This is a genomic window from Tepidimonas sp. HKU78 (genome assembly GCF_049860815.1).
Taxonomy (GTDB): Bacteria; Pseudomonadota; Gammaproteobacteria; order Burkholderiales; family Burkholderiaceae_C; genus Tepidimonas.
Window position 1 is genome coordinate 568478 of sequence record NZ_CP187547.1, and the last position, 22929, is coordinate 591406.

A 22929-nucleotide genomic window follows, 5' to 3' on the forward strand; every position below is an offset into this window, starting at 1 on the left:
CGCCGGATTCAGGGGGCCAGCAGAAAATTTCGCAACAGCGCGTGGCCGTGTTCGGACAGCACGCTTTCGGGGTGGAACTGTACCCCGTGCACCGGCAGCTCGCGGTGCTGCACGCCCATGATCTCGCCGTCGTCGCACCAAGCGGTGATGGTCAATACCGCGGGCAGCGTGGCGCGGTCGATGGCCAGCGAGTGGTAACGGTTGACGGTGAACTGGCGCGGCAACCCGGCAAAGAGCCCGCTTTGCGTGGTGGTAATGACACTCGTCTTGCCGTGCATGAGCTCGCGCGCGCGCACGATGGTGCCGCCGAACGCCGCACCAATGCTTTGGTGCCCCAGACACACGCCCAGGATGGGTACGCGCCCGGCGAAGTGGCGAATCGCCGCCACCGAGATGCCGGCTTCCGCCGGCGAGCACGGCCCCGGCGAAATCACCAGCCGATCGGGCGCGCGCGCGGCGATGCCCTCTAGCGTGATCTCGTCGTTGCGAAACACCTCCACCTCGGCCCCGAGCTCGCCGAAGTACTGCACCAAGTTGTAGGTGAACGAGTCGTAGTTGTCGATCATCAATAACCGAAGGCTCATACCCGCCCCTCCTCGACGAGTTCGGCCGCGCGCAACAACGCGCGCGCCTTGTGTTCGGTCTCCTGCCACTCGAGCGCGGGCACCGAGTCGGCGACCACGCCAGCCGCGGCCTGCACGTACAGCGTGCCGTCGTGCACGACACCGGTGCGAATCGCGATCGCCAGGTCCATGTCGCCTGCATAGCTCAAGTAGCCCACTGCGCCACCATAGATGCCGCGCTTGGTCGGCTCGAGCCGGTCGATCAGCTCCATGGCGTGTACCTTGGGTGCACCGGTCAGCGTGCCAGCAGGGAAGGTCGCGCGCAGCACGTCCATGTTGTCGAGGCCCGGGCGCAGCACGCCTTCGACGTTGCTGACGATGTGCATCACATGGCTGTAGCGCTCGACGGCGAATGCCTCGGTGACGCGCACGCTGCCGATCTCGGCGATGCGCCCGATGTCGTTGCGCGCCAGGTCGATGAGCATGACATGCTCGGCACGCTCCTTCGGGTCGGCGAGCAACTCCTGCTCGGCGGCCTTGTCCAGCTCGGGCGTGGCGCCGCGCGGGCGGGTGCCCGCCAGCGGGCGGATGGTGACCTTGACGCCCTGCGGCGTGCGCTCTTGCCGCACCAGGATTTCGGGCGAGGCGCCGATGACGTGCAAATCACTGCCGCGCGCGTCCGCCCCCGCCAGGTTGTAGTAGTACATGTAGGGGCTGGGGTTGAGGGAGCGCAGCGCGCGGTACAGGCTCAGCGGCGGATGGGCAAACGGCTTGTGCATGCGCTGGCCGATCACGATCTGCATGAAATCGCCCTGCTGGATCAGCGCCTTGGCCTGCTCCACCGCGGCCATGAAATCGGCCTGGGTGCGCTCGTGCGTCGCGGCCACGGGAGCGGCGGGCTCGAGCGTCGGCACGCCGACCGGCGCGCGCAGGCGCTCGGCCAACACCTGCAGCCGCTGCTGGGCGTGCGCGTAGGCGTCGGGCTCAGCCGGGTCTGCATAGACGATCAGATACAGACGGCCGGATAGGTTGTCGATGACGGCCAGCTCCTCGGTTTGCAGCAGCACGATGTCGGGCAACCCCAGCGGGTCGGGCGGGCAGGTGCCGACCAGCTTGGGCTCGATGTGGCGCACCGTGTCGTAGCCGAAATAGCCCGCCAGGCCGCCGCAAAACCGCGGCAATCCCGACAGGGGCGCGACGCGAAAGCGCCGCTGATACGCCGCGATGGCGTCGAGCGGGTTGCCGCCAATTGTCTCGATGACGGCGCCGTCGCGCACCACCTCGGTGCGGGCGGCATCACCAAAACCGCTGCTGCGCAGCCAGGTGCGCGCGGGCAGACCGATGATGCTGTAGCGGCCGAAGCGCTCGCCACCGACGACCGATTCGAGCAAAAAGCTGTTGCGCCCGCCGTCGCTGGCATGGGCGAGCTTGAGGTAGAGCGACAGGGGCGTGTCGAGGTCGGCCAGCGCCTCGGCGACGAGCGGGATGCGGTGGTGGCCGAGGTCGGCCAAGCGGCGGAATTCCTGTTCGGTGATCACGGCAATCGGGCTCCGGGCGGGGGGCGGCCGGCGATCCACTGCGGGCGGTCGGCGCGGCCGGTGAAGATCCTACGGGGCCGGTCGGGACAACCGGCGAGGCGGCTCGAACATCCCACTGCCAGGGGGCAGGAGCCCGGCCGCACGAGAGGGGCTCGAGGGAATCAGACGCGCGTCGTTGGCTGACGCCAAGGCCAAGCCTCCCGGCGGCCGGTCTTGAGGGCGGCCGCCCGGCGAGCGTCGAACAGGCTGCGCGCAGCGAACATGCGCACAGTGTAGCAAAGGCGTGCCAGGCCTGGCCATGCGCCGACAGCCGGGACGGCCCTATGATGGTGGGTTGCCCGGCTTTGGCCTTGATCACTCCAACGCATGACCCCGCTGCCCGTCTCGCCCCCGCCAGCCCCGCCCGAGCGCTACATCCGCGTGCGCGGCGCACGCACGCACAACCTGCGCAACCTGGACCTGGACATCCCGAAGGATGCGCTGGTCGTGATCACCGGCCTGTCGGGCTCGGGCAAGTCGAGCCTGGCCTTCGACACGCTGTACGCCGAGGGGCAACGCCGCTACGTCGAGAGCCTGTCGGCCTACGCGCGGCAGTTTCTGGAGCGTATGGACAAGCCCGACGTGGACCTGATCGAGGGACTGAGCCCCGCCATCGCCATCGAACAGAAGGCCACCAGCCACAACCCACGCTCGACGGTCGGCACGGTCACCGAGATCCACGACTACCTGCGCCTGCTGTTCGCACGCGCTGGGGTGCCCTATTGCCCGCACCACGATCTGCCCCTGCAAGCCCAGACCGTAAGTCAGATGGTCGATGCGCTGCTGGCACTGCCGCCCGAGGCGCGGCTGATGCTGCTGGCCCCGGTGGTGGCACCCGATGCAGACGGGGCGGCGGCCGCGTTGCGCGGCCTGCAGGCGCAGGGATTCGTGCGTTTTCGCATCGATGGCGACGTGGTCGAGGGCGACGAAGCGCACCAACGCCTGCGCCCCGGCGCGGCGCTGGAAGTGGTGGTCGACCGCTTGAAGGTGCGGCCCGACGCACGCCAACGCCTCGCCGACAGCCTCGAGGCCGCGCTGCGCGTGGGTGGCGGCAAGGCGCGCGCACTCGAACTGGAGACGCAAACGCTACACGCGTGGTCGGCGCGCCCCGCGTGCCCGGTGTGCGACCACACGCAAGCGCCGCCCGAGCCGCGGCTGTTTTCCTTCAACGCCCCACAGGGCGCCTGCCCGCGCTGCGACGGGCTGGGACACGTCGAGCTGTTCGACGCCACGCGCGTGGTGGCCTTCCCCGAGCTCAGCCTGGCCAGCGGCGCCATCAAAGGCTGGGACCGGCGCAACGCACACGCTTTCGCCCTCATCGAAAGCCTGGCGGCCCACTACGGCTTCGACCCCGAAACGCCATGGAACGCGCTGCCCGAGTCGGTGCGGCACGTGCTGCTGCACGGCAGCGGCAACGAGACGATCGCCTTTCACTACACCGCCGACGGCGGGCGGCGCGTAACCCAGCGCCACCCCTTCGAGGGCATCCTGCCCAACTTCGAGCGCCGCTGGCGCGACACCGACTCGGTCGCCGTGCGCGAGGAACTGGGCCGATACCGCAGCACCCATGCCTGCCCCGCATGCGGCGGGACCCGGTTGCGCCCCGAGGCGCTGCAGGTCTATCTGGGCGAGGGCGAGCAGCGGCGCCACATCCACGCCATCACCCAGATGACGCTGGCCGAGGCGCTGGCGTACTTCGACGGTCTGCGGCTGCACGGGGCGCGCGCCGAGATCGCCAGCAAAGTGGTGCGCGAAATCCAGGCGCGGCTGCGCTTCCTCAACGACGTGGGGCTGCCGTACCTGACCCTGGCGCGCAGCGCAGACACGCTCTCCGGCGGCGAGGCGCAGCGCATCCGACTGGCCAGCCAGATCGGCTCGGGCCTCAGCGGCGTGATGTATGTGCTCGATGAGCCCAGCATCGGCCTGCACCAGCGCGACAACGACCGCCTGATCGCCACGCTGCTGCGCCTGCGCGATCTGGGCAATACGGTCATCGTGGTCGAACATGACGAAGACATCATGCGCGCCGCCGACCACCTGATCGACCTGGGCCCCGGCGCGGGCGTGCACGGCGGCCAGGTGCTCGCGCAAGGCCACTGGACGGCGGTGGCGGCCGAGCCGTCATCGGTCACGGGCCAGTACCTGTCCGGGCGGCGTCGTATTCCGGTGCCCGAGCGACGCTTGGCCTGGGTGCCCAACCCCTCGGCACCGGCCGCCGCGCCGTCCCCTGCGCGGCGCGGCGGCTGGCCCACGCAGGCCACTCGTGCCAGCGCTGATCGGCCAGCGCTCGACACCCCGCCGCCCACGGGCGCGGCGCTGCGGCTGGTGGGAGCGCGCGGGCACAACCTGCGCAACGTCACGGTGGCGTTTCCGGTCGGGCGCTTCATCTGCGTCACGGGGGTGAGCGGCTCGGGCAAATCCACGCTGGTCAACGACACGCTGCTGCGCGCCGTGGCACGCCACCTCTACCGCAGCCACGATGAGCCCGAGCCCTTCGAAGCGATCGAAGGGCTGGAGCACTTCGACAAGGTGATCGCGGTGGACCAAAGCCCGATCGGGCGCACCCCGCGCTCCAACCCGGCTACCTACACGGGGCTGTTCACCACCATCCGTGAGCTGCTCGCCGAGACCCCAGCCGCCCGCGAGCGCGGCTGGGGGCCGGGGCGCTTTAGCTTCAATGTGGCGGGCGGCCGCTGCGAAGCCTGCCAGGGCGACGGCGTGGTGAAGGTGGAAATGCACTTCCTGCCCGACGTGTACGTGCCCTGCGACGTCTGTGGCGGCCGCCGCTACAACCGCGAGACGCTCGAAGTGCGCTACAAGGGGCGCCACATCGCCGAGATCCTCGACCTCACGGTCGAGCAGGCGCACGCCTTCTTTGCGGCCGTGCCGACCCTGCAGCGCAAGCTACAGACCCTGCTCGACGTCGGGCTGGGTTACCTGCGCCTGGGCCAGAGCGCCACCACGCTGTCGGGTGGGGAAGCGCAGCGCGTCAAGCTGGCGCAAGAGCTGTCCAAGCGCGACACCGGCCGCACGCTCTATATCCTGGACGAGCCCACGACCGGTCTGCACTTCGCCGACATCGAGCTGCTGCTGCAGGTGCTGCATCGGCTGCGCGACGCGGGCAACACCATTGTCGTCATCGAGCACAACCTCGACGTCATCAAGACGGCCGACTGGATCATCGACATGGGGCCCGAAGGTGGCGCGGGCGGTGGGACGGTCGTGACCTGCGGCACGCCGGAAGCCGTGGCGGCACACCCCGACAGCCACACGGGCCGCTACTTGGCTCGGGTGCTGGCGCGAGGGTGACCCCCCTCACAGCCCCGCCAGATCCTCGATCGCATCGACCACGATCGCCGTGCCGATCGCGATCAGCAGGATGTCGGCCGCGACCCGGACGAAACGGTATCCCGGGGGAGGATCGCCAAGGCGGCGCTGCAGCTCCTTTGGCAAGGGGTAGGTCACGACGCCGGGCGGCAGCGGCTTGCCGAGCGTCCACGCCTTGGCCAACCCCGGCGGGCGGCAGCCGTTGTTTTTCTTCGCCAGCCCCGGCGGGCAGTGCCCTTGGGCGATCTGGGACCCGAACACCAGGCGCACCGCCTCGCGTTGGCGGTCACCAAAGTAGCCGCCGATCGCGATCGACAGCGCGTCGTTGCCGCTGGTGGCAGCCACCGCGCCGCGTGGTGCGTCGTGCGTGGGCGCTGCCGGGTGGGTGGCATGCGCGGGTTTGCCGTGGCCGGCCCACTCGGGCTTGGCCGCCCAGGCCCCAGGGGCGGCCGCGCAGGCCCATGAGACCGCCAGCGCCAGCCCCACGCGTCGTAGATGCCCATGATCCGCCAGGATGTCCATCGCCATTGGCCCTTTGCTGGCATCATAGACCGCTCGGGCCAGGCCGACGGCAACCGTTTGGCAACGCCTGCAACCAACCGTAACAGCCCATCTCACATCCCACCCCCATGAGCGGTTTCGACTTCGACCTCTTCGTCATCGGTGGCGGCAGCGGCGGCGTGCGCGCCGCGCGCCTGGCCGCCCAGCGCGGCGCCCGCGTCGCCCTGGCCGAAGCGCGCGGCCTGGACGGCCTCGGCGGCACCTGCGTGACGCTGGGGTGCATCCCCAAGAAACTCTACCACTACGCGGCTCACTACGCGCATGGATTCGACGAGGCACGCGGCTATGGCTGGCACGTTGACCCGCCGCGCCTGGACTGGGCGACGCTCAAACGCCGCCGCGCCGCCGAGATCGCGCGCCTCAATGGCGTGTACGAACGGCTGCTGCAAGGCAGCGGCGTGACCGTGCTGCACGGCTGGGCCCGATTGGCCGATCCGCATACCGTGGAGCTGCACACCCCGCGCCCCGATGGCAGCACCGGCACGCAGCGCTGGCGTGCCGAGCGCATCCTGATCGCCACCGGCGGCACACCGCACGTGCCGCACTTTCAGGGCCGCGAGCACGTCATCACCTCGGACCAGGTGTTCGACCTGGAGCCCTTCCCGCAGCGCTTGCTGGTCGTGGGTGGGGGCTACATCGCGTGCGAATTCGCCTCCATCTTTTTGGGGCTGGGCGCGCGCGTCACGCAGTTGTACCGCGGCGAGCAAATCCTGCGCGGCTTCGACGACGAGGTGCGGCACTTCTTGGCCGATGAGATGCGCAAAAAGGGGCTGGACCTGCGCCTCGCCACCAGTGTGGTCGCCGTGCGGCGCGCCGCCGACGGCCTGCACGCCGTGCTCGACGACGGCGGCCACGTGGTGGCCGACGCCATCCTCTACGCCACCGGGCGCGTGCCCAACGTGCACGGCCTGGGCCTGGAGGCGCTGGGTGTGGCGCAGGGCGCGCAAGGCGCCATCGTGGTCGACGACCACTTCTGCACCAACGTCCCCAGCGTATACGCAGTGGGCGACGTGGTGGCGCGTGCGGCACTGACCCCGGTCGCGCTGGCCGAAGCCATGGCCGTGGTGGACCACCTGTTCGGGCCCGCCCCCGGCCAGTCGGCGCGTAAGGCGCGCTACGACCTCATCCCCACCGCCGTCTTCACCTTGCCCAGCGTCGGCACGGTGGGCCTGACCGAGGCGCAAGCCCGCGCCGAAGGCCGGCGCTTGCGCATCTACCGCAGCGCCTTTAAGCCGCTGCGCCACACGCTCAGCGGCCACGACGAGCGCGCGCTGGTCAAACTGGTGGTCGATGACGCGAGCGACCGGGTGCTCGGCCTGCACATGGTAGGCCCAGACGCGGGCGAGATCGTGCAAGGCTTTGCCGTCGCCCTGCGCTGCGGCGCAACCAAGGCGCAGTTCGACGCCACACTGGGCATCCACCCCACCCTGGCCGAAGAATTCGTCACGATGCGCGAGCCGGTGACTACCGGCTAACCAGGCCCGTGCAGCCCTCTATCGCCTTCACCATGAACCATCGTTCAGAACCCCATCCCACCGACGGTGTGCCGCCCTTGCGCACGCCCCCCTTCGTCGCACCGCAGTCCTTCACCGATGCCGATGCTGCCGTGGCCCATGTGCGGCAGCTCTACGACGCCGCCGTCGGCTTCTTGCAGGCCGAGCTGCACGCGTATGTGCGCACGCCGCTCGATCCTGACATGGGGCTGGCGCGCGTGCGCGCGACCTACCCCTTCGTGCGCCTGCGCACGCAGCGTGCCACCCGCCTGCCGCAGGCCCGGGTGGCGGGACGACTGAGCTATGGCTTCGTCGCTGGCCCGGGGCGCTACGAAACCACCCTCACCCGGCCCGATCTGTTCGCCGACTATTGGCGCGAGCAGTTTCGCCTGCTGTTGGACAACCACGGCGAACCGCTCGACATCGGCCTCAGCAACGAGCCCATCCCGGTGCACTTCGCGCTGGGCGAGGACGCGCATTTCGAAGGAGAGCTCGACACCCTGCACCGCGCCCGCTTGGCCGACGTGTTCGACCTGCCCGACCTGTCCGCGATGGACGACGGTATTGCCAACGGCACCCACACGCCCCCGCCGAGCGCGCCGCAGCCGCTGGCGCTGTTCACCGGTGCGCGCATCGACTACTCGCTGCAGCGGCTGCGCCACTACAGCGGCACCTCGCCCGCGTGGTTTCAAAACTTCGTGCTCTTTACCAACTATGGCTTCTACGTCGACGAGTTCGTCCGGCTGGCCCAGCAGGAGATGACCCGCCCCGACAGCGAGTACGTCGCCTTCGTCGAGCCGGGCAACGTGGTCTCCTGGCGCGCCGGGCTGACGGCGGCCGAGCGCTGCGCGCTGACCGGCCCCACCGGCAGCCCCCCACCGCGCCTGCCGCAAATGCCGGCCTACCACCTGGTGCGCGCGGATCGCAGCGGCATCACGCTGGTCAACATCGGGGTGGGGCCCAGCAACGCCAAGACGGCCACCGACCACATTGCCGTGCTGCGCCCCCATGCGTGGCTGATGCTGGGCCACTGTGCCGGGCTGCGCACCAGCCAGCAACTCGGCGACTACGTGCTGGCGCACGCCTATGTGCGAGAGGACCACGTGCTCGACGAAGAGCTGCCGCTGTGGGTACCCATCCCCGCGTTGGCCGAAATCCAGCAAGCGCTGGAAGCGGCCGTGGCCGACGTGACCGGACTGGAGGGCGCCGCGCTCAAGGGCGTGCTGCGCACCGGGACGGTGGCCAGCACCGACAACCGCAACTGGGAGCTGCTGCCCGACAACCTGCCCCAGCGGCGCTTTTCGCAATCGCGCGCGGTGGCGCTGGACATGGAGTCCGCCACCATCGCCGCCAACGGTTTTCGCTTCCGCGTGCCCTACGGCACACTGCTGTGCGTGAGCGACAAACCGCTGCACGGCGCCATCAAACTGCCCGGCATGGCCGACCGGTTCTACCGCGAGCGCGTCGACCAACACCTGCGCATCGGGCTGCGCGCCATCGAGCGGCTGCGCGCGGCGGGCGTCGATCAACTGCACAGCCGCAAGCTGCGCAGTTTTGCCGAAGTCGCGTTTCAGTGACCCGCGGCGCTGGGCGCCGTCAGGCCCAGCGGCCCATCGGCTCGCCCATGCGCACCGGGCGGCCCGGTACCCAGTCAGGGTTCAGGGCCGCCACGCCTGGCGGTAGCAGCACGATCACCGTCGAGCCCAACAAAAAGCGGCCCATCTCCACCCCCCGCGCCAGGGTAATGTCGCGGTCGCCGTAGTCCCAGCGGCGCACGATGCCGGGCCGCGGCGGGTTGACCACCCCGTGCCAAATGGTGGCCATGCTGCCCACGATGGTGGCCCCCACCAGCACCAGCACGAACGGAAAGCGCTGGCCATCGCGCTCGCCTTCGAACACACAGATCACGCGCTCGTTGCGCGCGAACAGCCCCGGCACCCCGCGCGCCGTCGTCGGATTCACCGAAAACAAATCCCCCGGCACATGCACCATCTGGCGCAGCCGCCCCGTACACGGCATGTGGATGCGGTGGTAGTCGCGCGGGCTCAGGTACAGCGTGGCAAACGTCCCGTCGGTGAACGCGGCGGCCAGCGCGGTGTCGCCGCCCAGCAGCGCGCCGACGGTGTAGTCGTGGCCTTTGGCCTGCAGCATGCGGTCCCGCTGGATGGCGCCGCACTGACTGATCGCGCCATCCACCGGACACACCAGATCGGCCGCGGCCAACGGGCGCGCATCGGCGCGCAGCGCGCGCGTGAAAAAGTCGTTGAACGTGGCGTAGGCGGCCGGATCGGGCTGGGCCGCTTCGGCCATGTCCACCGCATAGCGCCGGATGAAGCGCCGGATGGCCACTTGCGTCACCGGCCCGAGCGGCCGGCGCGCCAACGCGCCCGCCAGCGCCGTCAGCACCTGCTTGGGCAAAAGGTATTGCAGCGCCACCGCTGCGCGTTCCGAAACCTGCATGGGGCGCCGATCGTAGCACCAAGCCCGTGGCGCGGGCGACCCGCGAACAGCCAGAGCACCATGCACAATGCGGCTCATGACATCCCCGTTGTTCGAAATCGACGGCTTGGTCAAGCACTATGCCGGGCGGCCCGTGGTGCAGGACCTGTCGTTTGCCATCGCGCCGGGCGAGTGCCTGGGACTGCTCGGCCCCAACGGGGCGGGCAAGACGACCACACTGCGCATGGCGCTGGGGCTGGTGGTGCCCGATGCCGGGTGCGTGCGCATCCTGGGGCTGGACATGCCCGCGCACGCGCAGGCCGTCAAGGCCCGGCTGGGCGTGGTGGCGCAGTTCGACACGCTGGACCCGGACTTCACGTGCGCCGAGAACCTGCTCGTCTACGGGCGCTATTTTGGGCTGACGGCGCGCGAACTGCGCCCACGGATCGCCGAGTTGCTGGACTTTGCCGCGCTGGCGCACAAGGCCGACGCGCGCCCGGGTGAACTGTCGGGGGGCATGCGCCGACGCCTGAGCCTGGCGCGCGCGTTGGTGAACGACCCGGCGCTGCTGCTGCTCGACGAGCCGACCACGGGGCTCGACCCCCAGGCGCGCCACCTGATGTGGGAGCGGCTGCAGCGCCTGCTGCAGCAGGGTAAGAGCATTTTGCTGACCACGCACTTCATGGACGAGGCCGAGCGGCTATGCCACCGGCTGGTCATCGTCGACCACGGCCGCAAGATTGCCGAAGGCCGCCCCCGCGAGCTCATTGCCCAACACCTGGAGCCGGAGGTGGTGGAAATCTACGGCGAGCAGGGCCACGCCGACGCACGACAAGGACTCCCCCCCGAGGCGCGGGCGCTGGCTGCCCGCGTCGAGGTCAGCGGCGAGACGGCGTTTCTGTACACGCACGACGCGCGCCCGCTGCTGGCAGCGCTGGGCGCGCAGCCGCGTTTACGTCTGCTGCACCGCCCGGCCAATCTGGAAGACTTGTTTCTGAAACTGACCGGGCGCCAGATTCGGGCGGAGGGGTAGGATCGACGCCATGGCAACGCCCACGACCCTCCCAGAGCCACCCCGCGTCGCGCCAGCCCGCACGGTCTGGCATCCCCCTCGTCCCACACGCCGCTTCGCGGCCGTCTGGCTACGCAATTTGCTGGTGTGGCGAAAACTCGCCATCCCCAGCCTGGTGGGCAACATCGCCGAGCCGCTCATCTGGCTGGTTGCATTCGGCTACGGCATGGGGGCGCTGGTGGGCAGCGTCAATCTGCGGCTGCCCGGTGGAGAGGTCCAGGCGGTGCCCTATCTGGTCTTTCTAGCCAGTGGCAGCATTTGCATGAGCGCGATGAACGCCGCCACGTTCGAGGCGTTGTATTCCGCGTTTTCGCGCATGCACGTGCAAAAAACCTGGGACGGCATCCTCTACGCGCCGGTCACGCTGGACGACATCGTGCTGGCCGAGATGCTGTGGGCCGCGTTCAAAGCGCTCTTTACCGTCAGCGCCATTTTGGCGGTGATGCTGGCGCTGGGCATCAGCCACACGCCCAAGCTCGCGCTGGCGTGGGCCGTGCTGGGGCTCACGGGCACGGTGTTTGCCAGCCTGGCGCTGATCTTCAATGCGCTGGCCAAGGGCTACGATTTTTTCACCTACTACTTCACGCTGTTTCTCACGCCGATGATGTTTTTGTCGGGCGTGTTCTTTCCGCGCGAGCAACTGCCGGGCTGGGTGCAGACGATCAGCGACGCCTTACCCCTGACCCATGCGGTGGCGTTGGTGCGGCCGATGTTCCTGGACCGTTGGCCCGAGCAACCGTTGCTGCACCTGGCGGTGCTGCTGGCCTATGGAGGAGTGGCGTTTTGGATGGCGCTGGCGCTGACGCGGCGGCGGTTTTTCGGCTAGGGCTGGGTTCAGACCAAGCTGGGCTCGCGTACCGATAGCCCCAGCGCATCCAGCGCCTGCGTCAAATGCCCCACAGTGCCCTCGATGTGCCGCAGCTTCTCCAGCCCGAACAGGCCGATGCGGAAGGTACGAAAGTCCGCCGGCTCGTCGCACATCAGGGGCACGCCAGCGGCGGTTTGTAAGCCCACGGCCGCAAATTTTTTGCCATTAGCGATATCGGGATCGTCGGTGTAGCTGACCACCACGCCCGGTGCCTCGAATCCGGCCGCAGCCACGCTGCGCAAACCGCGCGCGGCCAACTCGGCACGCACGCGGCGGCCCAGCTCGGCCTGCGCCGCTTTCATGGCGGCAAAGCCCGCTTCGCGCGTCTCTTGCATCACGTCGCGCAGCCGCACCAGCGCATCGGTGGGCACGGTCGTGTGGTAGACGTGCCCACCCTGTTCGTAGGTTTCCATCACCTGCAACCACTTCTTCAGGTCGCAGGCGAAGCTGGTGCTGGTCGTACCGTCGATCGCGTGGCGCGCACGCGCCGACAGCATCACCATGGCGCACGCGGGCGAGCCGCTCCAGCCTTTCTGCGGTGCCGAAATCAGCACGTCCACGCCGCTGTCGCGCATATCCACCCACATCGCCCCGGAGGCGATGCAGTCCAGCACAAACAGGCCGCCCACCGCGTGCACCGCCTCGGCGACGGCATGCAAATAGTCGTCCGGCAACATCATGCCGGCGGCCGTTTCCACGTGCGGGGCGAACACCACCGCGGGGCGCTGCGCGTGGATGGTCGCCACCACCTCATCCAGCGGCGCGGGTGCCCAGGGTGCCTGCGGTTCGTCGCTCACGCGCCGGGCTTTGAGCACGTGCGCCTCGGCCGGGATGCGCCCCATGTCGAAGATTTGCGTCCAGCGGTAGCTGAACCAGCCGTTGCGCAGCACCAGTACGCGGCGGTCGGTGGCCCATTGGCGCGCGACCGCCTCCATGCCAAACGTGCCGCTTCCCGGCACGAGCGCCACCGAATGCGCGCCGTAGACCTCCTTGAGGATGCCCGAAATATCGGTCATGACACGCTGGAAGCGCCGGGACATGTGGTTGAGCGCGCGGTCGGTGTATACCACCGAAAATTCGAGCAACCCATCGGGGTCGACGTGGGGCAGCAAACCTGGCATGGACGACTCTCCTGTGGTGACCCACGGCGCGGGTGACGCGCCGCGGCAGACCGCGCCAGCTTAGCACGGTCGGCGCCAGGCGTCGACGGCGGCACGCACCACGCCTTGGATGCTGCCGCTGCGGGCGTACTGCGCGCGCAAAAAACTGGCGTGATTGCCAGCCATGCCCGCGACGCGCTCGATCTCGTCGAGTGCCTCGTCACTCTGCAGCACCTGGGCGTGCGGGCGCAGGCGACGTACGGTGGCCAAGATATCCTCGCGTAACGACAGGGCCTCGCGCGTGCGCGGGTGCACCAGCGTGCCCTCGAGCCCGAAGCGGCAGGCCTGAAAACGGTTGTACGTGTAAACGAGGTAGTCGTCCTCCACGGGCGCGGGGTCGCCGCCCTCGAGCAAGTGCCGACACAACGCTTGCAGGTAGCCAGCCAGCGCCGCCGCGCGCTCCACGGTCAGTGGTGTGTCGCACACGCGCAGTTCGATCGTGCCGTACTCGGGCTTGGGGCGAATGTCCCAGTAGAAATCTTTCATCGACCGCACCACGCCCGTGGCTTCCATCTTGCGGAAATAGCCTTGCTCGAATGCCTCCCAACTCAGCACGAAGGGTGCACGGCCACTGAGGGGAAACGCAAACACCGAGTTCAACCGCGCCGAGTCGAACAGCGTATCGACCCCCTGAAAAAACGGCGACGACGCCGACAGCGCGATGAAGTGCGGCACGTAACGGTTGAGCGCATGCAGCAGAAACAACGCCTCGTCCGCCGAGCGACAACCGATGTGCACGTGCTGCCCGAACACGGTGAACTGCTTGGCCAAATAGCCGTACAGGCCCGACAGCTGCTGAAAGCGCGGCTTGTCGAAGATGCGCTGCTCGAACCAGCGCTGAAACGGGTGGGTGCCGCCACCCGCGAGCTCGACATTGAGCCGGTCGGCCGCTGCCACCAGCGTGTCGCGGATCGCGCGCAGCTGCGCCAGCAGCTTGCCGTGGCGGGTATGCACGCCAGTGGCGATCTCGATCATGCTTTGCGTCATCTCGGGCGTGACGGTGCCCGGAAACGGCGCACGCTGCAGCAGCGCCAGCAAGTCGTCGGCGCTGCTGGAGAGGTCCTGGTCGTAGGTGTTGACGATTTGCAGTTCGAGCTCGACGCCCATGGAGAGCGCAGCGGAGGTCTTGAACGGCTCCAGCGGCATGGCGGGCTCCTCAACGCGGGGGCGGACTCGGGGGGACGGACGCCGTGGCCGGCCCCCTCGATGGCGAGCCAGCCTCGCGCGCGGCAACCAGCGCCCATTGCGTGACCCACGGACCGCACAACTCCAACCACAACAGTGCGGCGGACAGAAACCACAGGGCCTCGGCCGCTGGCGGCAGGCCCAGCACGATACTGCGCTCGAGCAGCAACAGCGTCATGGCCGACATCGGCACCAGCGCCACACCGGTCAGCGCCCCTTTGCGCGGCGTGGTGCCGCTGGGTACGGCCAACATCGCGTGGATGGCCACGGGGATCAGAATCCGGGCGGCCAAGACGACGGCGGCCACGCCCCAAACGGCGCCCTGTGTCAGCGCATCCCACGACAAACGCGAGCCGACATAGACGAACAGAAACACACCCAGCAGCAGGCCCAGCGAGCCGAAGTCGCGCTGTGCGTTGGCCACGAACACGCGCCGCTCGCGCAAAGCGACGCCAAAACTGAGCGCCGCCAGCAGCGGCGACAGGTGCAGCGCGTCGGACACCACCGTCAGCCACACCAGTGCCAACGCGTAGCCCACCGTGGGTGCTGCGGGTGACGTGAACGGCCCGCGCAGCAGGGCCGCTACCACGATGGCCAGCGCCACACCCAGCGCGATCGAGATGCCCACCGCATACACACTGCCGAGGGCGGCCTGCGCCCAATCCCCCGCCTCGCTCAGGTACCAGTGGCCGGTCACCCCTTTGACGAGCAATACCGCCACCACACACTGGATAGCGGCCAGGTGCAACACGCGCTCGGTCACCTGCCCGGCGGCACGCAAGTCATTGGCCACACGCAGCAAGCTGGCCGGCGACGCCGCCACCGCAACGGCGGCGAGCAGCGGACGCCACTGCCCCCCCAACCCGGCGGCGGCCAAGGCCCACAGCACGGCGACGAAAATCACCACCGACTGCAACAGCCCGATCAGCAGCACCCACGGGTTGCGCCGAAACCAACCCAGGTGGATGCGGCAGCCCAGCTCGAACAACACCAGCGACAGCGCAAGCTGCGCGAGCAACGCCGGCCCGCCGCTGTCGGCATCCAAGCCCACGGCAAGCCCGATGGCGCTGCCCGCAAGGCCAACGGCCACGTAAACGCTCACCCGCGGCACGCCGTGCGGCTGCCAGCGCTCCCCCAGCCACCATGCCAACCACAGCAGCGCAGGCCAGCCCAGCAGTGCGGCCCGTATCGAATCGAAACCTGCCATGGTCATGCGACCGCAAAACGCGCACGCAGTTCCGCCAGCCCCAGTTCATCGAGCATGCGCGCCAGCCGCTCGGCGGCGCTGCGCTTGCGGCGTCCCGTGCGCTGCGCCAGGATCAGCTCGTTTTTCAACGAGTGCTCCCAGCCCACGAGCTCGGTCACGGTCACGTCGTAGCCCATCGCCTCCAGCCGCAGGCAGCGCATCACATTGGTGACCTGGCTGCCAAACTCGCGCGTGTGCAGCGGGTGCCGCCACAGCTCGGCCAGCGGCGTGCGCGCCAGCTGCAGCGCCTTGTGGCGGCGCAGCGCGGCCGCTACTTCGGCCTGACAGCAGGGCACAACCACGATCGCCTGCGCCTGCCGCTGCAGCGCGAAGTCGATCGCGTCGTCGGTGGCGGTGTCGCAGGCGTGCAGCGCGGTGACCACGTCCACCGTCGCGGGCAGCGCCGCCATCGCGTCGCGCACCGTCGCCGCCACGAAGCGCATGCGCGCAAAACCCAAGCGCTGTGCCAGGTCAGCCGAGCGCGCGACCAACTCCGCGCGCGCCTCGACCCCCCACACGGTGCCGACCGCGCGCTGGGCAAAAAACCGGTCGTAGAGCAAAAACCCCAAATAAGACTTGCCCGCGCCGTGGTCCACCAGCGTCACGTCGCCGCGCGCCTGCAGCGCTTGCTGTAGCAACGGCTCAATGAACTGCAGCAGGTGGTTGACCTGCTTGAGCTTGCGGCGCGAGTCCTGATTGAGTCGGGCGTCGCGCGTCAGGATATGCAGCTCCTGCAGCAAGGCGACCGACTGGCCGGCGTACAGCTCGGCCAGCACGTCGGGGGCGAGGCTGGCCGCGGGTGGGCGATGGCGGGCGCGGGACATGCGGCGATCATACGCGCGGGCGTCGCGTCGCCGCGCCAATGGTGCTAGCATGGGGCACCGGTGCTCGCCGCGTGTGGCGGCGTCGAGCCGGTCGAGCAGAGGAGACTGCCATGGGTACCATCGTCGGCTACACCACCCCGAAGCTGCCAGAAAACAAACTGCGACGCTACCCCACCAAGGTCATCAACATCATCGGTGGGCCAGGCTGCGACAAATCGCTGTACTCCTCGGCCATCGTGCTCAAATTGCACCTGATGCACAAGACCGTGGAGCTGGTGCCGGAAGTGGCCAAGGCGCTGGTCTGGCAGGGCGACACCGACGCGCTGCGCAACCAGTACGACATCGCGCTGCTGCAGTACAACATGCTGGCCGCCCTCGACGGCCAGGTGCAATACTTGGTCACGGAGGGCGGACTGCCGCAGCTGCTGTACTACAACGCGCACTACCCGGACAATATCTGCGACGTCGAAAAGACGCGCAAACAGATCCTGGCGTGGTACCACCAGTTCGACCACATCAACGTGTTCGCCGAGCGCGACCCGGACAAGCCCTACATTCGGGCTGGCCGACTGCAGGACGAAACCCGGGCGCGCCAGATCGATGCCGAAATGCGCAACCTGCTCAGCGCCGAGGGCATCCGCTACACCCTGCTGCCGCCCGACCACCGCAAGATCATCGAGTGGACGGGCACGCTGGGCCAGCCCAGCGCCGGCTGACGGCGGCGGTGCCTGCCGTCACGCCAGCAGCGCGTTGACGCGGCGCACGTAGGCCGCCGGGTCCTCGGGCAGGCCGCCCTCGGCCAGCAGCGCTTGGTCGAACAAGATGTGCGCGTAGTCGTCGAAGCGCTCCCCTGCGTCGGCGAGCTTTTTCACCAGCGCGTGCTCGGGGTTGACTTCCAAGATGGGTCTGACCTCCGGCGCCTTCTGACCCGCGGCCTTGAGCAGACGCGCCAGCTGGAGCGAATACTCGCCATCGTCCACCACCAAACAGGCGGGCGACTCGACCAGGCGGCTGGTCACGCGCACGTCCTTGGCCCGGTCTTTGAGCGCATCGCGCAGGCGCTCGAGCACGGGCTTGAATGCCTCGGCGGCTTGTTCGGCCGCTTGTTTCTCGGCCTCGTCTTGCAGCTCGCCCAAATCCACCGCGCCCTTGGCCACGGAACGCAGCGGGGTGCCATCGAACTCGTGCAAAAACGACAGCGCCCACTCGTCCACGCGGTCGGTCATCAGCAGCACCTCGATACCCTTCTTGCGAAACACCTCGAGCTGCGGGCTGTGTTTGGCCGCGGCCAGCGTGTCGGCGGTCAGGTAGTAAATCGCCTTTTGCCCCTCCTTCATGCGCGCCTTGTAGTCGGCCAGGCTGACGGTGGGCGCGTCGCTCTGGGTGGAGGCAAAGCGCAGCAGGCGGGCGATGCGCTCGCGGTGGGCGAAGTCCTCGCCCAGCCCTTCCTTGAGCACGGCGCCGAACTGGGCCCAGAAGCGCGTGTAGCGACCGGCGTCGCGCTGGGCCTGGGCCTTTTCGTCGTCGGACAGCGCATCCCACGCCTCGCCCTCGGGCAGGCGGTCCTTGGCGGCCAAATCCTCCAGCATGGCGAGCACGCGGCGCGTGTTGCCGTCGCGGATGGCTTTGACGTCGCGGCTTTCCTGCAACAGCTCGCGGCTGACGTTGAGCGGCAGGTCGGCCGAATCGACCACGCCCTTGACCCAGCGCAGGTAGGTGGGCATGAGCGCTTCGGCGTCGTCCATGATGAAGACGCGCTTGACGTAGAGCTTGACGCCCGCGCGCTTGTCGCGGTTCCACAGGTCGAACGGCGCCTTGGCCGGAATATAGAGCAGCTGGGTGTACTCGGTGCTGCCCTCTACCCGGTGGTGGCTCCAGGCCAGCGGTGGCTCGTCGTCGTGGGCGATGGTTTTGTAGAACTCGATGTACTGCTCGTCGCTGATGTCCTTCTTGGGCCGCGTCCACAGGGCGCTAGCGGCGTTGACCTGCTCCCACTCGTCCAGCAGCACGTACTCGCCCTTGTCCTTGTCCCATTGCTCCTTGGGCATCAGGATCGGCAGCGAGATGTGGTCTGAGTATTTGCCGATGATGGACTTGAGCTTCCAGCGGTTGAGGTATTCGCTCTTGTCGTCGCGCAGGTGCAGGATGACGCTGGTGCCGCGCGCGGCGCGGGTGATGGCCTCGGTCTCGAAGGCGCCCGTACCGTCGCTGCTCCAGCGCACGCCCTGCTCGGGCGCCAGGCCCGCGCGGCGGCTTTCCACCGTGATGCGGTCGGCGACGATGAAGCCCGAGTAAAAACCGACGCCAAACTGGCCAATCAGCTGTGCGTCTTGCTGCTGGTCACCCGAGAGCCGCTGCAAAAACTCGCGCGTGCCACTTTTGGCGATGGTGCCCAGGTGTTCGATGGCTTCCGCCTCGCTCAGACCGATGCCGTTGTCGGTGATGGTGATGGTCTTGGCCGCCTTGTCGAACGTGACGCGGATATCCAGGTTGGGCGCATCCTCGTACAGCGCGGGGTTGGCCAGTGCCTCGAAGCGCAGCTTGTCGCACGCGTCGGATGCGTTGGAGATCAGCTCGCGCAAAAAGATGTCGGGGTTGGAGTACAGCGAGTGCGTGACCAGGTGCAGCAGCCGGGCCACTTCGGCCTGAAACGCGTGGGTGTGTTTGCTCATGAATCAGACGTCCGTTACAACCGAAAACGGGTAAAGCCCTGCGGGAACATACGGCTCGTCATCCGCCCGCCCCGCAACAATAGGACACTGGGGACAGAGCGCCCGTATTTCAAGAGGCCAGCTCACGGCCGCCCCGGCCGCTGCGGCACCGCCTCAGAAGCGTTCGTGCTCCCCCAGGTAGCGCCACTGGCCCGGCGGCAATGCCCCCAAGGTCACGCCGCCGATGCGCACGCGCTTGAGGCCCACCACGTGCAGACCCACCTGCTCGCACATGCGGCGGATCTGGCGCTTGCGGCCCTCGGTCAACACGAAGCGCAACTGCTCGGGATTGACCCACTCGACCTGGGCGGGCCGCAGCGCCACACCGTCGAGCGCCAGCCCGTGGCGCAACAGCGCCAAGCGCTGCGGCGGAAAGACCGCCTGCACGTTGCGCGCCACCACCCCCGCCGAACCCGGCGCCCCCCACTGCACGCGCACCAGATACTCTTTGTCCACCGTCGAGTGCTCGCCCACCAGCGCCTTGGCCACCCGGCCGTCTTGCGTGAGCACGAGCAGCCCCGTGGAATCGATATCCAGCCGGCCCGCGGGCGCAAGCCCACGCGCGTGGGCCGGCTGAAACCGCCGCCGCGACCGATCCTCGCACCAGCGGGTCTGTGGCCGGATCAGCGTGGCCGCGCTGGGGTGGCCGTCCTCGGGCTGACCGCTGACGTAGCCGACGGGTTTGTGCAACACGATCGTCACCCGCTCGCGCTGCTGGGCGCGGGCAGGCGCCGCCACGTCGATGCGATCGGCCTCGGTGACAGTCTGCCCCAGCGTGGCGGGGTGCCCGTTGACGCGCACCCAGCCACGCGCGATCCACTCGTCGGCCTCGCGGCGCGAACACAGGCCGAGGTCGGCCAAGCGCTTGTTCAAACGGATGGTCATGCCGCCACTGTACCCGACGGGGGCGCGGCGGGTGACCCCGTGCTGCGCCAGGTGCGGCACCAAGCCGCCCAGTCGTCCACCGGCATGGGCCGCGCGATGTGGTAGCCTTGCGCCTCGTCGCAGCCCAGGTCGCGCAGTGCCACCAGGATGGCTGCGTTTTCCACCCCTTCGGCCACCACCGACAACCCCAGGTTGTGCGCCAGGTCGATGGTGGATCGGACGATGACGGCGTCGTCGGCTGCGCGCTCCATGCCCATCACGAAGGAGCGATCGATCTTGAGCTCCTGCACCGGCAGCCGCTTCAGGTAGGCCAGCGACGAGTAACCCGTGCCGAAATCGTCGATGGACAACCGAAAACCCATCGCGGCCAGTCGATTGAGCGTCGCTTCGGCCCGCTGCGGGTCGTCCATGATAGCGCTCTCGGTGATCTCCAAACCGACCGCGGCCGGGCCGATCCCGTGGCGGCGCTGCCACGCTTCGAGCCATTCGACCAAATCGGGGGCCATCAGATCGCGCGTCGAGAGGTTGATCGCCACACGCAAACCGGGACTGGCGGCCTGCAGCCCCGGCCACTGGCGCGCGGTCTCTTCCACCATCCAGCGCGTCAACGCCCGCACGAACCCCGTCTGCTCGGCAAACGGGATGAACTGCATCGGCGGCACCAGGCCGCGCCGGGGGTGGTGCCAGCGCACCAACGCCTCGGCGGCAACCACGGCCCCGGTGCGCACGTCGATCTTGGGCTGCAGATACAAGCGCAGCTCGTGCCGGTCGACCGCCTGACGCAGGTCGCTCAGCAGCGACAGCGTCTGCGCGCTGCCGGCATCGAGCGCGGCGTCATAGCGCAAGCAGTGCTCGGCGCGCGCCTTGGCGGCCCGCATCGCAATCTCGGCCCGCCCGAGTAGCGTATCGGCGTCGGCGCCATCGTCGGGCCACACCGCAACGCCCATGCCCGCGCTCAAATCGACCGTCTGCTCGTCCAGCACGAGCGGCGCCTGAAAGGCCGCCGCAAGCCGCTCGGCCAGGGCCATGGCCGCATCGGCATCGGCACCCGGCACCAGCACGCAAAACTCGTCTCCGCCCACCCGCGCCAGCAGCGCACCCGGGGCGTCCACCACGTCGCGCAGGCGTTGGGCCGCGGCGCGCAGCACGGTGTCGCCAAACGCGTAGCCCAGCACGTGGTTGATGTGTTTGAATCGATCGAGGTTGAGCGTCAGCACCGTCAGCGGGTGGGACGGCGACCGTCCGTCCAACACCTGCAACAGCGCCAGCCGCAGCCGCGCCCGGTTGGGCAGCCCCGTCAGCGGGTCCTCGAACGCCAAGCGCTGAATGTCCGCCTGTTGACGCGCGAGGCTGCTGCGCATGGTCTCGAACCCGCGGGCGAGCGCCCCCACCTCGTCACCGCGGTCGGCGCCCTCCAGCGCCACCGCGGCTTCGCCGCGTTCCAGGGCTTGGGCTGCACGGGTCAGGGCACGCAGCGGCCGCGTTACTCGGCGCATCGCCGCCCAGTTGATGGCTGCAAACAGCGCCACACCCAGCGCCGCGACGACCAGCAGCAGCCACTGCAGCTGCCAAAACGGCGCCATCGCCTCGTCCACCGAGCGCAACAGCACGGTGGTGGCCTCGCCGTGCAGCGTATCGAGCGCAAAGGCCCGCGCCAGGTAGCGCTCGCCATCGAAGGTCAAGGGGCTCACCCCCAGCGGCAGCGCCGCGATCGCGGCGTGCCGCTGCGGCGGCCGCGCCACCCCGGTGCTGACCACGACCGCCGGCTCCTGCCCCGGCCCGTGGCCCACCACGGCCAACGGCACCGCGAATAGCTGATCCATATCGTCGGCCAAGGCCTGGTCGATCGGAAAACTCATCAGCACCCAGCCAATCACGAGTGGCGCGCGCACCGGCACCAGAACGAACTGGTAGGGCACACGGTCCAGCAGTGCGAGCACGCTCGGTCGCTGCGGCTGCTCGGCCAGCGAGCGGGCCACGGCCTGCAGCCGATCGTCCACTTGTTGCGGCGACAACGCGGTGGCGGGCAAGTCGGTGCGCGTGACGAGCCGTCCTTCGGCATCCAGAAAAGCCGTCAGCACCGACCCGATGCGCTCACCGTGGTTTTCCAGCGCCGACAGCACCGTCTCGCGATCCGCCGAGGCGACGGCCGTACGAAACCCGTAGTCGCTGGCCAGCAACTGGGCGCCCTGCCGCAGCCGCGCCGCGTTCTGGTCGAGCAACCGGCGCCAGACGCGCTCGCCCGTGGCCAGTTCCTTGGCAATGACGGCCTGCGCCTGCCGCTCGATGCCCACACGCACGATCGCAAAGACCACGGCCTGCACCAGCAACAGCAACACGACGCTGATGCCCACGATGCGCGGCGCCAGCCGGGTGTGGCGCCAGCCGTGCCGCCCGTCCGCGCGCGCGTTCAACGCCCCACCTCCGCCAACACCACGTCGACCACCACCGGGGCGCCGTCGCGTAGGGTCACGGCGCGGCGCACGCCGTTGGAGCCGACCGGCAGATCCGGGTGCCACACCACCAGCGCATAGGCACCGGCCGGGACCGGTGCCAGCCGCGTCGTGCCTTTGGGGTCCGTCAAGCCATGGTACGGGGTGTCCGCCACCACGATCCACCCCACCATGTGGTCATGGATGTTGCAGCCGAGCAACACGACACCGGCCCGGTCGAACACGACCGGGTTGGCGGGGGTGCCGGCATAGAGCTTGATCTCGAATGGCTTGGCCGGTGACAGCGAGTAAACGTGGTGCCGCACCGTGTCCTGGTTCGGAAAGGACACCGCCGTGCCACGCGTGACCACCAGCACTTGGGGATTGAACGTTTTGTCACGCTGAACCATCTCGACCCCAGTCAGAGGCGTGACCGCACGGGCGGCCTGGGGTGACTCCAGCATCACGACCGCCTCCGGCAGCGGCTGGCCGCGCGCGTCGCGCACCGTCACCCGCAACTCGGCGGCGCTGGCCAAGGTCGCCGCCAGCCAAAGCCCCACCACCAGCCAACGCCACATGGGAACAC

Annotated in this window: 17 protein-coding genes and 2 pseudogenes; 6 read left to right on the top strand and 13 right to left on the bottom strand. The window is 68.9% G+C overall.

The window, feature by feature from the left end; all coding sequences use genetic code 11:
• Positions 1-8: 8 nt before the first annotated feature.
• The 3 genes and pseudogenes from ACPYIS_RS02850 to ACPYIS_RS02860 form a co-directional block, all read right to left on the bottom strand.
• On the bottom strand, positions 9-584 hold the full coding sequence (locus ACPYIS_RS02850) for an anthranilate synthase component II (RefSeq protein WP_314226559.1): 576 nt from the start codon (positions 582-584) through the stop codon (positions 9-11).
• Positions 581-1423 (bottom strand): annotated as a pseudogene (locus ACPYIS_RS02855) (anthranilate synthase component I family protein); the annotation flags it as partial. The gene ACPYIS_RS02850 and the pseudogene ACPYIS_RS02855, both read right to left, overlap by 4 nt.
• A 98-nt stretch (positions 1424-1521) precedes the next feature.
• A pseudogene (locus ACPYIS_RS02860) lies at positions 1522-2101 on the bottom strand (anthranilate synthase component I); the annotation flags it as partial.
• Positions 2102-2467: 366 nt separating this feature from the next.
• Between ACPYIS_RS02860 and uvrA the strand changes: the two are divergent.
• Complete coding sequence (gene uvrA / locus ACPYIS_RS02865) at positions 2468-5449, top strand: excinuclease ABC subunit UvrA (RefSeq protein ID WP_424858556.1); 2982 nt, start codon at positions 2468-2470, stop codon at positions 5447-5449.
• A 6-nt stretch (positions 5450-5455) separates the two neighbouring features.
• On the opposite strand, the gene ACPYIS_RS02870 is transcribed toward uvrA, so the two are convergent.
• Entirely contained in the window at positions 5456-5995 is a 540-nt protein-coding gene (locus ACPYIS_RS02870; RefSeq protein WP_424895116.1) for a hypothetical protein, read from the bottom strand.
• A gap of 101 nt (positions 5996-6096) precedes the next feature.
• Between ACPYIS_RS02870 and gorA the strand changes: the two genes are divergently transcribed.
• Both gorA and ACPYIS_RS02880 read left to right on the top strand, forming a co-directional pair.
• Entirely contained in the window at positions 6097-7503 is a 1407-nt protein-coding gene (gene gorA, locus ACPYIS_RS02875; RefSeq protein WP_424895115.1) for a glutathione-disulfide reductase, read from the top strand.
• 32 nt (positions 7504-7535) lie between these two features.
• A complete protein-coding gene (locus ACPYIS_RS02880) occupies positions 7536-9098 on the top strand; it encodes an AMP nucleosidase (RefSeq protein ID WP_299019031.1) in 1563 nt (520 codons plus the stop codon).
• Positions 9099-9117: 19 nt separating this feature from the next.
• Here the strand turns inward: ACPYIS_RS02880 and asd are convergent, their stop codons facing one another.
• On the bottom strand, positions 9118-9981 hold the full coding sequence (gene asd / locus ACPYIS_RS02885) for an archaetidylserine decarboxylase (protein WP_424858553.1): 864 nt from the start codon (positions 9979-9981) through the stop codon (positions 9118-9120).
• A 76-nt stretch (positions 9982-10057) separates the two neighbouring features.
• Here asd and ACPYIS_RS02890 point away from each other — a divergent pair, with 76 nt between their 5' ends.
• Positions 10058-10993 carry an ATP-binding cassette domain-containing protein gene (locus ACPYIS_RS02890; RefSeq protein WP_299019035.1) on the top strand — a complete coding sequence of 312 codons (936 nt, stop codon included), beginning with the start codon at positions 10058-10060 and terminating at the stop codon, positions 10991-10993.
• A gap of 10 nt (positions 10994-11003) precedes the next feature.
• The gene (locus ACPYIS_RS02895; protein WP_299019037.1) at positions 11004-11858 is read left to right on the top strand and encodes an ABC transporter permease; all 855 of its coding nucleotides are present in this window, start codon (positions 11004-11006) and stop codon (positions 11856-11858) included.
• Between the two features lie 8 nt (positions 11859-11866).
• On the opposite strand, the gene ACPYIS_RS02900 is transcribed toward ACPYIS_RS02895, so the two are convergent.
• Genes ACPYIS_RS02900 through ACPYIS_RS02915 form a run of 4 tightly spaced genes read right to left on the bottom strand, consistent with a single transcriptional unit; the run spans position 11867 to position 16315 of the window.
• A complete protein-coding gene (locus ACPYIS_RS02900; RefSeq protein WP_424858552.1) occupies positions 11867-13021 on the bottom strand; it encodes an aminotransferase class V-fold PLP-dependent enzyme in 1155 nt (384 codons plus the stop codon).
• Positions 13022-13081: 60 nt separating this feature from the next.
• Positions 13082-14206 (bottom strand): YbdK family carboxylate-amine ligase, encoded by a 1125-nt coding sequence (locus tag ACPYIS_RS02905; protein WP_299019041.1) that lies wholly within the window; start codon positions 14204-14206, stop codon positions 13082-13084.
• 10 nt (positions 14207-14216) lie between these two features.
• Positions 14217-15458 carry a cation:proton antiporter gene (locus ACPYIS_RS02910; RefSeq protein ID WP_424858550.1) on the bottom strand — a complete coding sequence of 414 codons (1242 nt, stop codon included), beginning with the start codon at positions 15456-15458 and terminating at the stop codon, positions 14217-14219.
• Complete coding sequence (locus ACPYIS_RS02915; protein WP_299019045.1) at positions 15455-16315, bottom strand: class I SAM-dependent methyltransferase; 861 nt, start codon at positions 16313-16315, stop codon at positions 15455-15457. The genes ACPYIS_RS02910 and ACPYIS_RS02915 overlap by 4 nt, the downstream gene beginning before the upstream one ends.
• 110 nt (positions 16316-16425) lie before the next feature.
• Between ACPYIS_RS02915 and ACPYIS_RS02920 the strand changes: the two genes are divergently transcribed.
• On the top strand, positions 16426-17031 hold the full coding sequence (locus ACPYIS_RS02920) for an AAA family ATPase (protein WP_299019048.1): 606 nt from the start codon (positions 16426-16428) through the stop codon (positions 17029-17031).
• Between the two features lie 18 nt (positions 17032-17049).
• Here ACPYIS_RS02920 and htpG read toward each other — a convergent pair whose 3' ends face one another.
• The 4 genes from htpG to ACPYIS_RS02940 all read right to left on the bottom strand — a co-directional run bounded on the left by htpG (position 17050) and on the right by ACPYIS_RS02940 (position 22921).
• The gene (htpG, locus tag ACPYIS_RS02925; protein WP_424858549.1) at positions 17050-18987 is read right to left on the bottom strand and encodes a molecular chaperone HtpG; all 1938 of its coding nucleotides are present in this window, start codon (positions 18985-18987) and stop codon (positions 17050-17052) included.
• 153 nt (positions 18988-19140) lie between these two features.
• Positions 19141-19911: a pseudouridine synthase gene (locus tag ACPYIS_RS02930; RefSeq protein ID WP_366139707.1), complete on the bottom strand. Its 771-nt coding sequence runs from the start codon at positions 19909-19911 to the stop codon at positions 19141-19143.
• Positions 19908-22325 (bottom strand): putative bifunctional diguanylate cyclase/phosphodiesterase, encoded by a 2418-nt coding sequence (locus ACPYIS_RS02935; RefSeq protein WP_425973852.1) that lies wholly within the window; start codon positions 22323-22325, stop codon positions 19908-19910. Before ACPYIS_RS02935 ends, ACPYIS_RS02930 begins: the two co-directional genes overlap by 4 nt.
• Entirely contained in the window at positions 22322-22921 is a 600-nt protein-coding gene (locus ACPYIS_RS02940) for a methylamine utilization protein (protein ID WP_299019054.1), read from the bottom strand. Before ACPYIS_RS02940 ends, ACPYIS_RS02935 begins: the two co-directional genes overlap by 4 nt.
• Between the last annotated feature and the right edge of the window lie 8 nt (positions 22922-22929).

Excerpts from the sequence above, each read along its gene's own strand:
- ACPYIS_RS02915 (WP_299019045.1), bottom strand. The coding sequence starts at position 16,315 with ATGTCCCGCGCCCGCCATCGCCCACCCGCGGCCAGCCTCGCCCCCGAC.
- asd (WP_424858553.1), bottom strand. The coding sequence starts at position 9,981 with ATGCAGGTTTCGGAACGCGCAGCGGTGGCGCTGCAATACCTTTTGCCC.
- ACPYIS_RS02930 (WP_366139707.1), bottom strand. The coding sequence starts at position 19,911 with ATGACCATCCGTTTGAACAAGCGCTTGGCCGACCTCGGCCTGTGTTCG.
- ACPYIS_RS02910 (WP_424858550.1), bottom strand. The coding sequence starts at position 15,458 with ATGACCATGGCAGGTTTCGATTCGATACGGGCCGCACTGCTGGGCTGG.
- htpG (WP_424858549.1), bottom strand. The coding sequence starts at position 18,987 with ATGAGCAAACACACCCACGCGTTTCAGGCCGAAGTGGCCCGGCTGCTG.
- ACPYIS_RS02900 (WP_424858552.1), bottom strand. The coding sequence starts at position 13,021 with ATGCCAGGTTTGCTGCCCCACGTCGACCCCGATGGGTTGCTCGAATTT.
- ACPYIS_RS02850 (WP_314226559.1), bottom strand. The coding sequence starts at position 584 with ATGAGCCTTCGGTTATTGATGATCGACAACTACGACTCGTTCACCTAC.
- ACPYIS_RS02895 (WP_299019037.1), top strand. The coding sequence starts at position 11,004 with ATGGCAACGCCCACGACCCTCCCAGAGCCACCCCGCGTCGCGCCAGCC.
- ACPYIS_RS02940 (WP_299019054.1), bottom strand. The coding sequence starts at position 22,921 with ATGTGGCGTTGGCTGGTGGTGGGGCTTTGGCTGGCGGCGACCTTGGCC.
- ACPYIS_RS02890 (WP_299019035.1), top strand. The coding sequence starts at position 10,058 with ATGACATCCCCGTTGTTCGAAATCGACGGCTTGGTCAAGCACTATGCC.
- ACPYIS_RS02870 (WP_424895116.1), bottom strand. The coding sequence starts at position 5,995 with ATGGCGATGGACATCCTGGCGGATCATGGGCATCTACGACGCGTGGGG.
- gorA (WP_424895115.1), top strand. The coding sequence starts at position 6,097 with ATGAGCGGTTTCGACTTCGACCTCTTCGTCATCGGTGGCGGCAGCGGC.
- uvrA (WP_424858556.1), top strand. The coding sequence starts at position 2,468 with ATGACCCCGCTGCCCGTCTCGCCCCCGCCAGCCCCGCCCGAGCGCTAC.
- ACPYIS_RS02905 (WP_299019041.1), bottom strand. The coding sequence starts at position 14,206 with ATGCCGCTGGAGCCGTTCAAGACCTCCGCTGCGCTCTCCATGGGCGTC.
- ACPYIS_RS02880 (WP_299019031.1), top strand. The coding sequence starts at position 7,536 with ATGAACCATCGTTCAGAACCCCATCCCACCGACGGTGTGCCGCCCTTG.
- ACPYIS_RS02920 (WP_299019048.1), top strand. The coding sequence starts at position 16,426 with ATGGGTACCATCGTCGGCTACACCACCCCGAAGCTGCCAGAAAACAAA.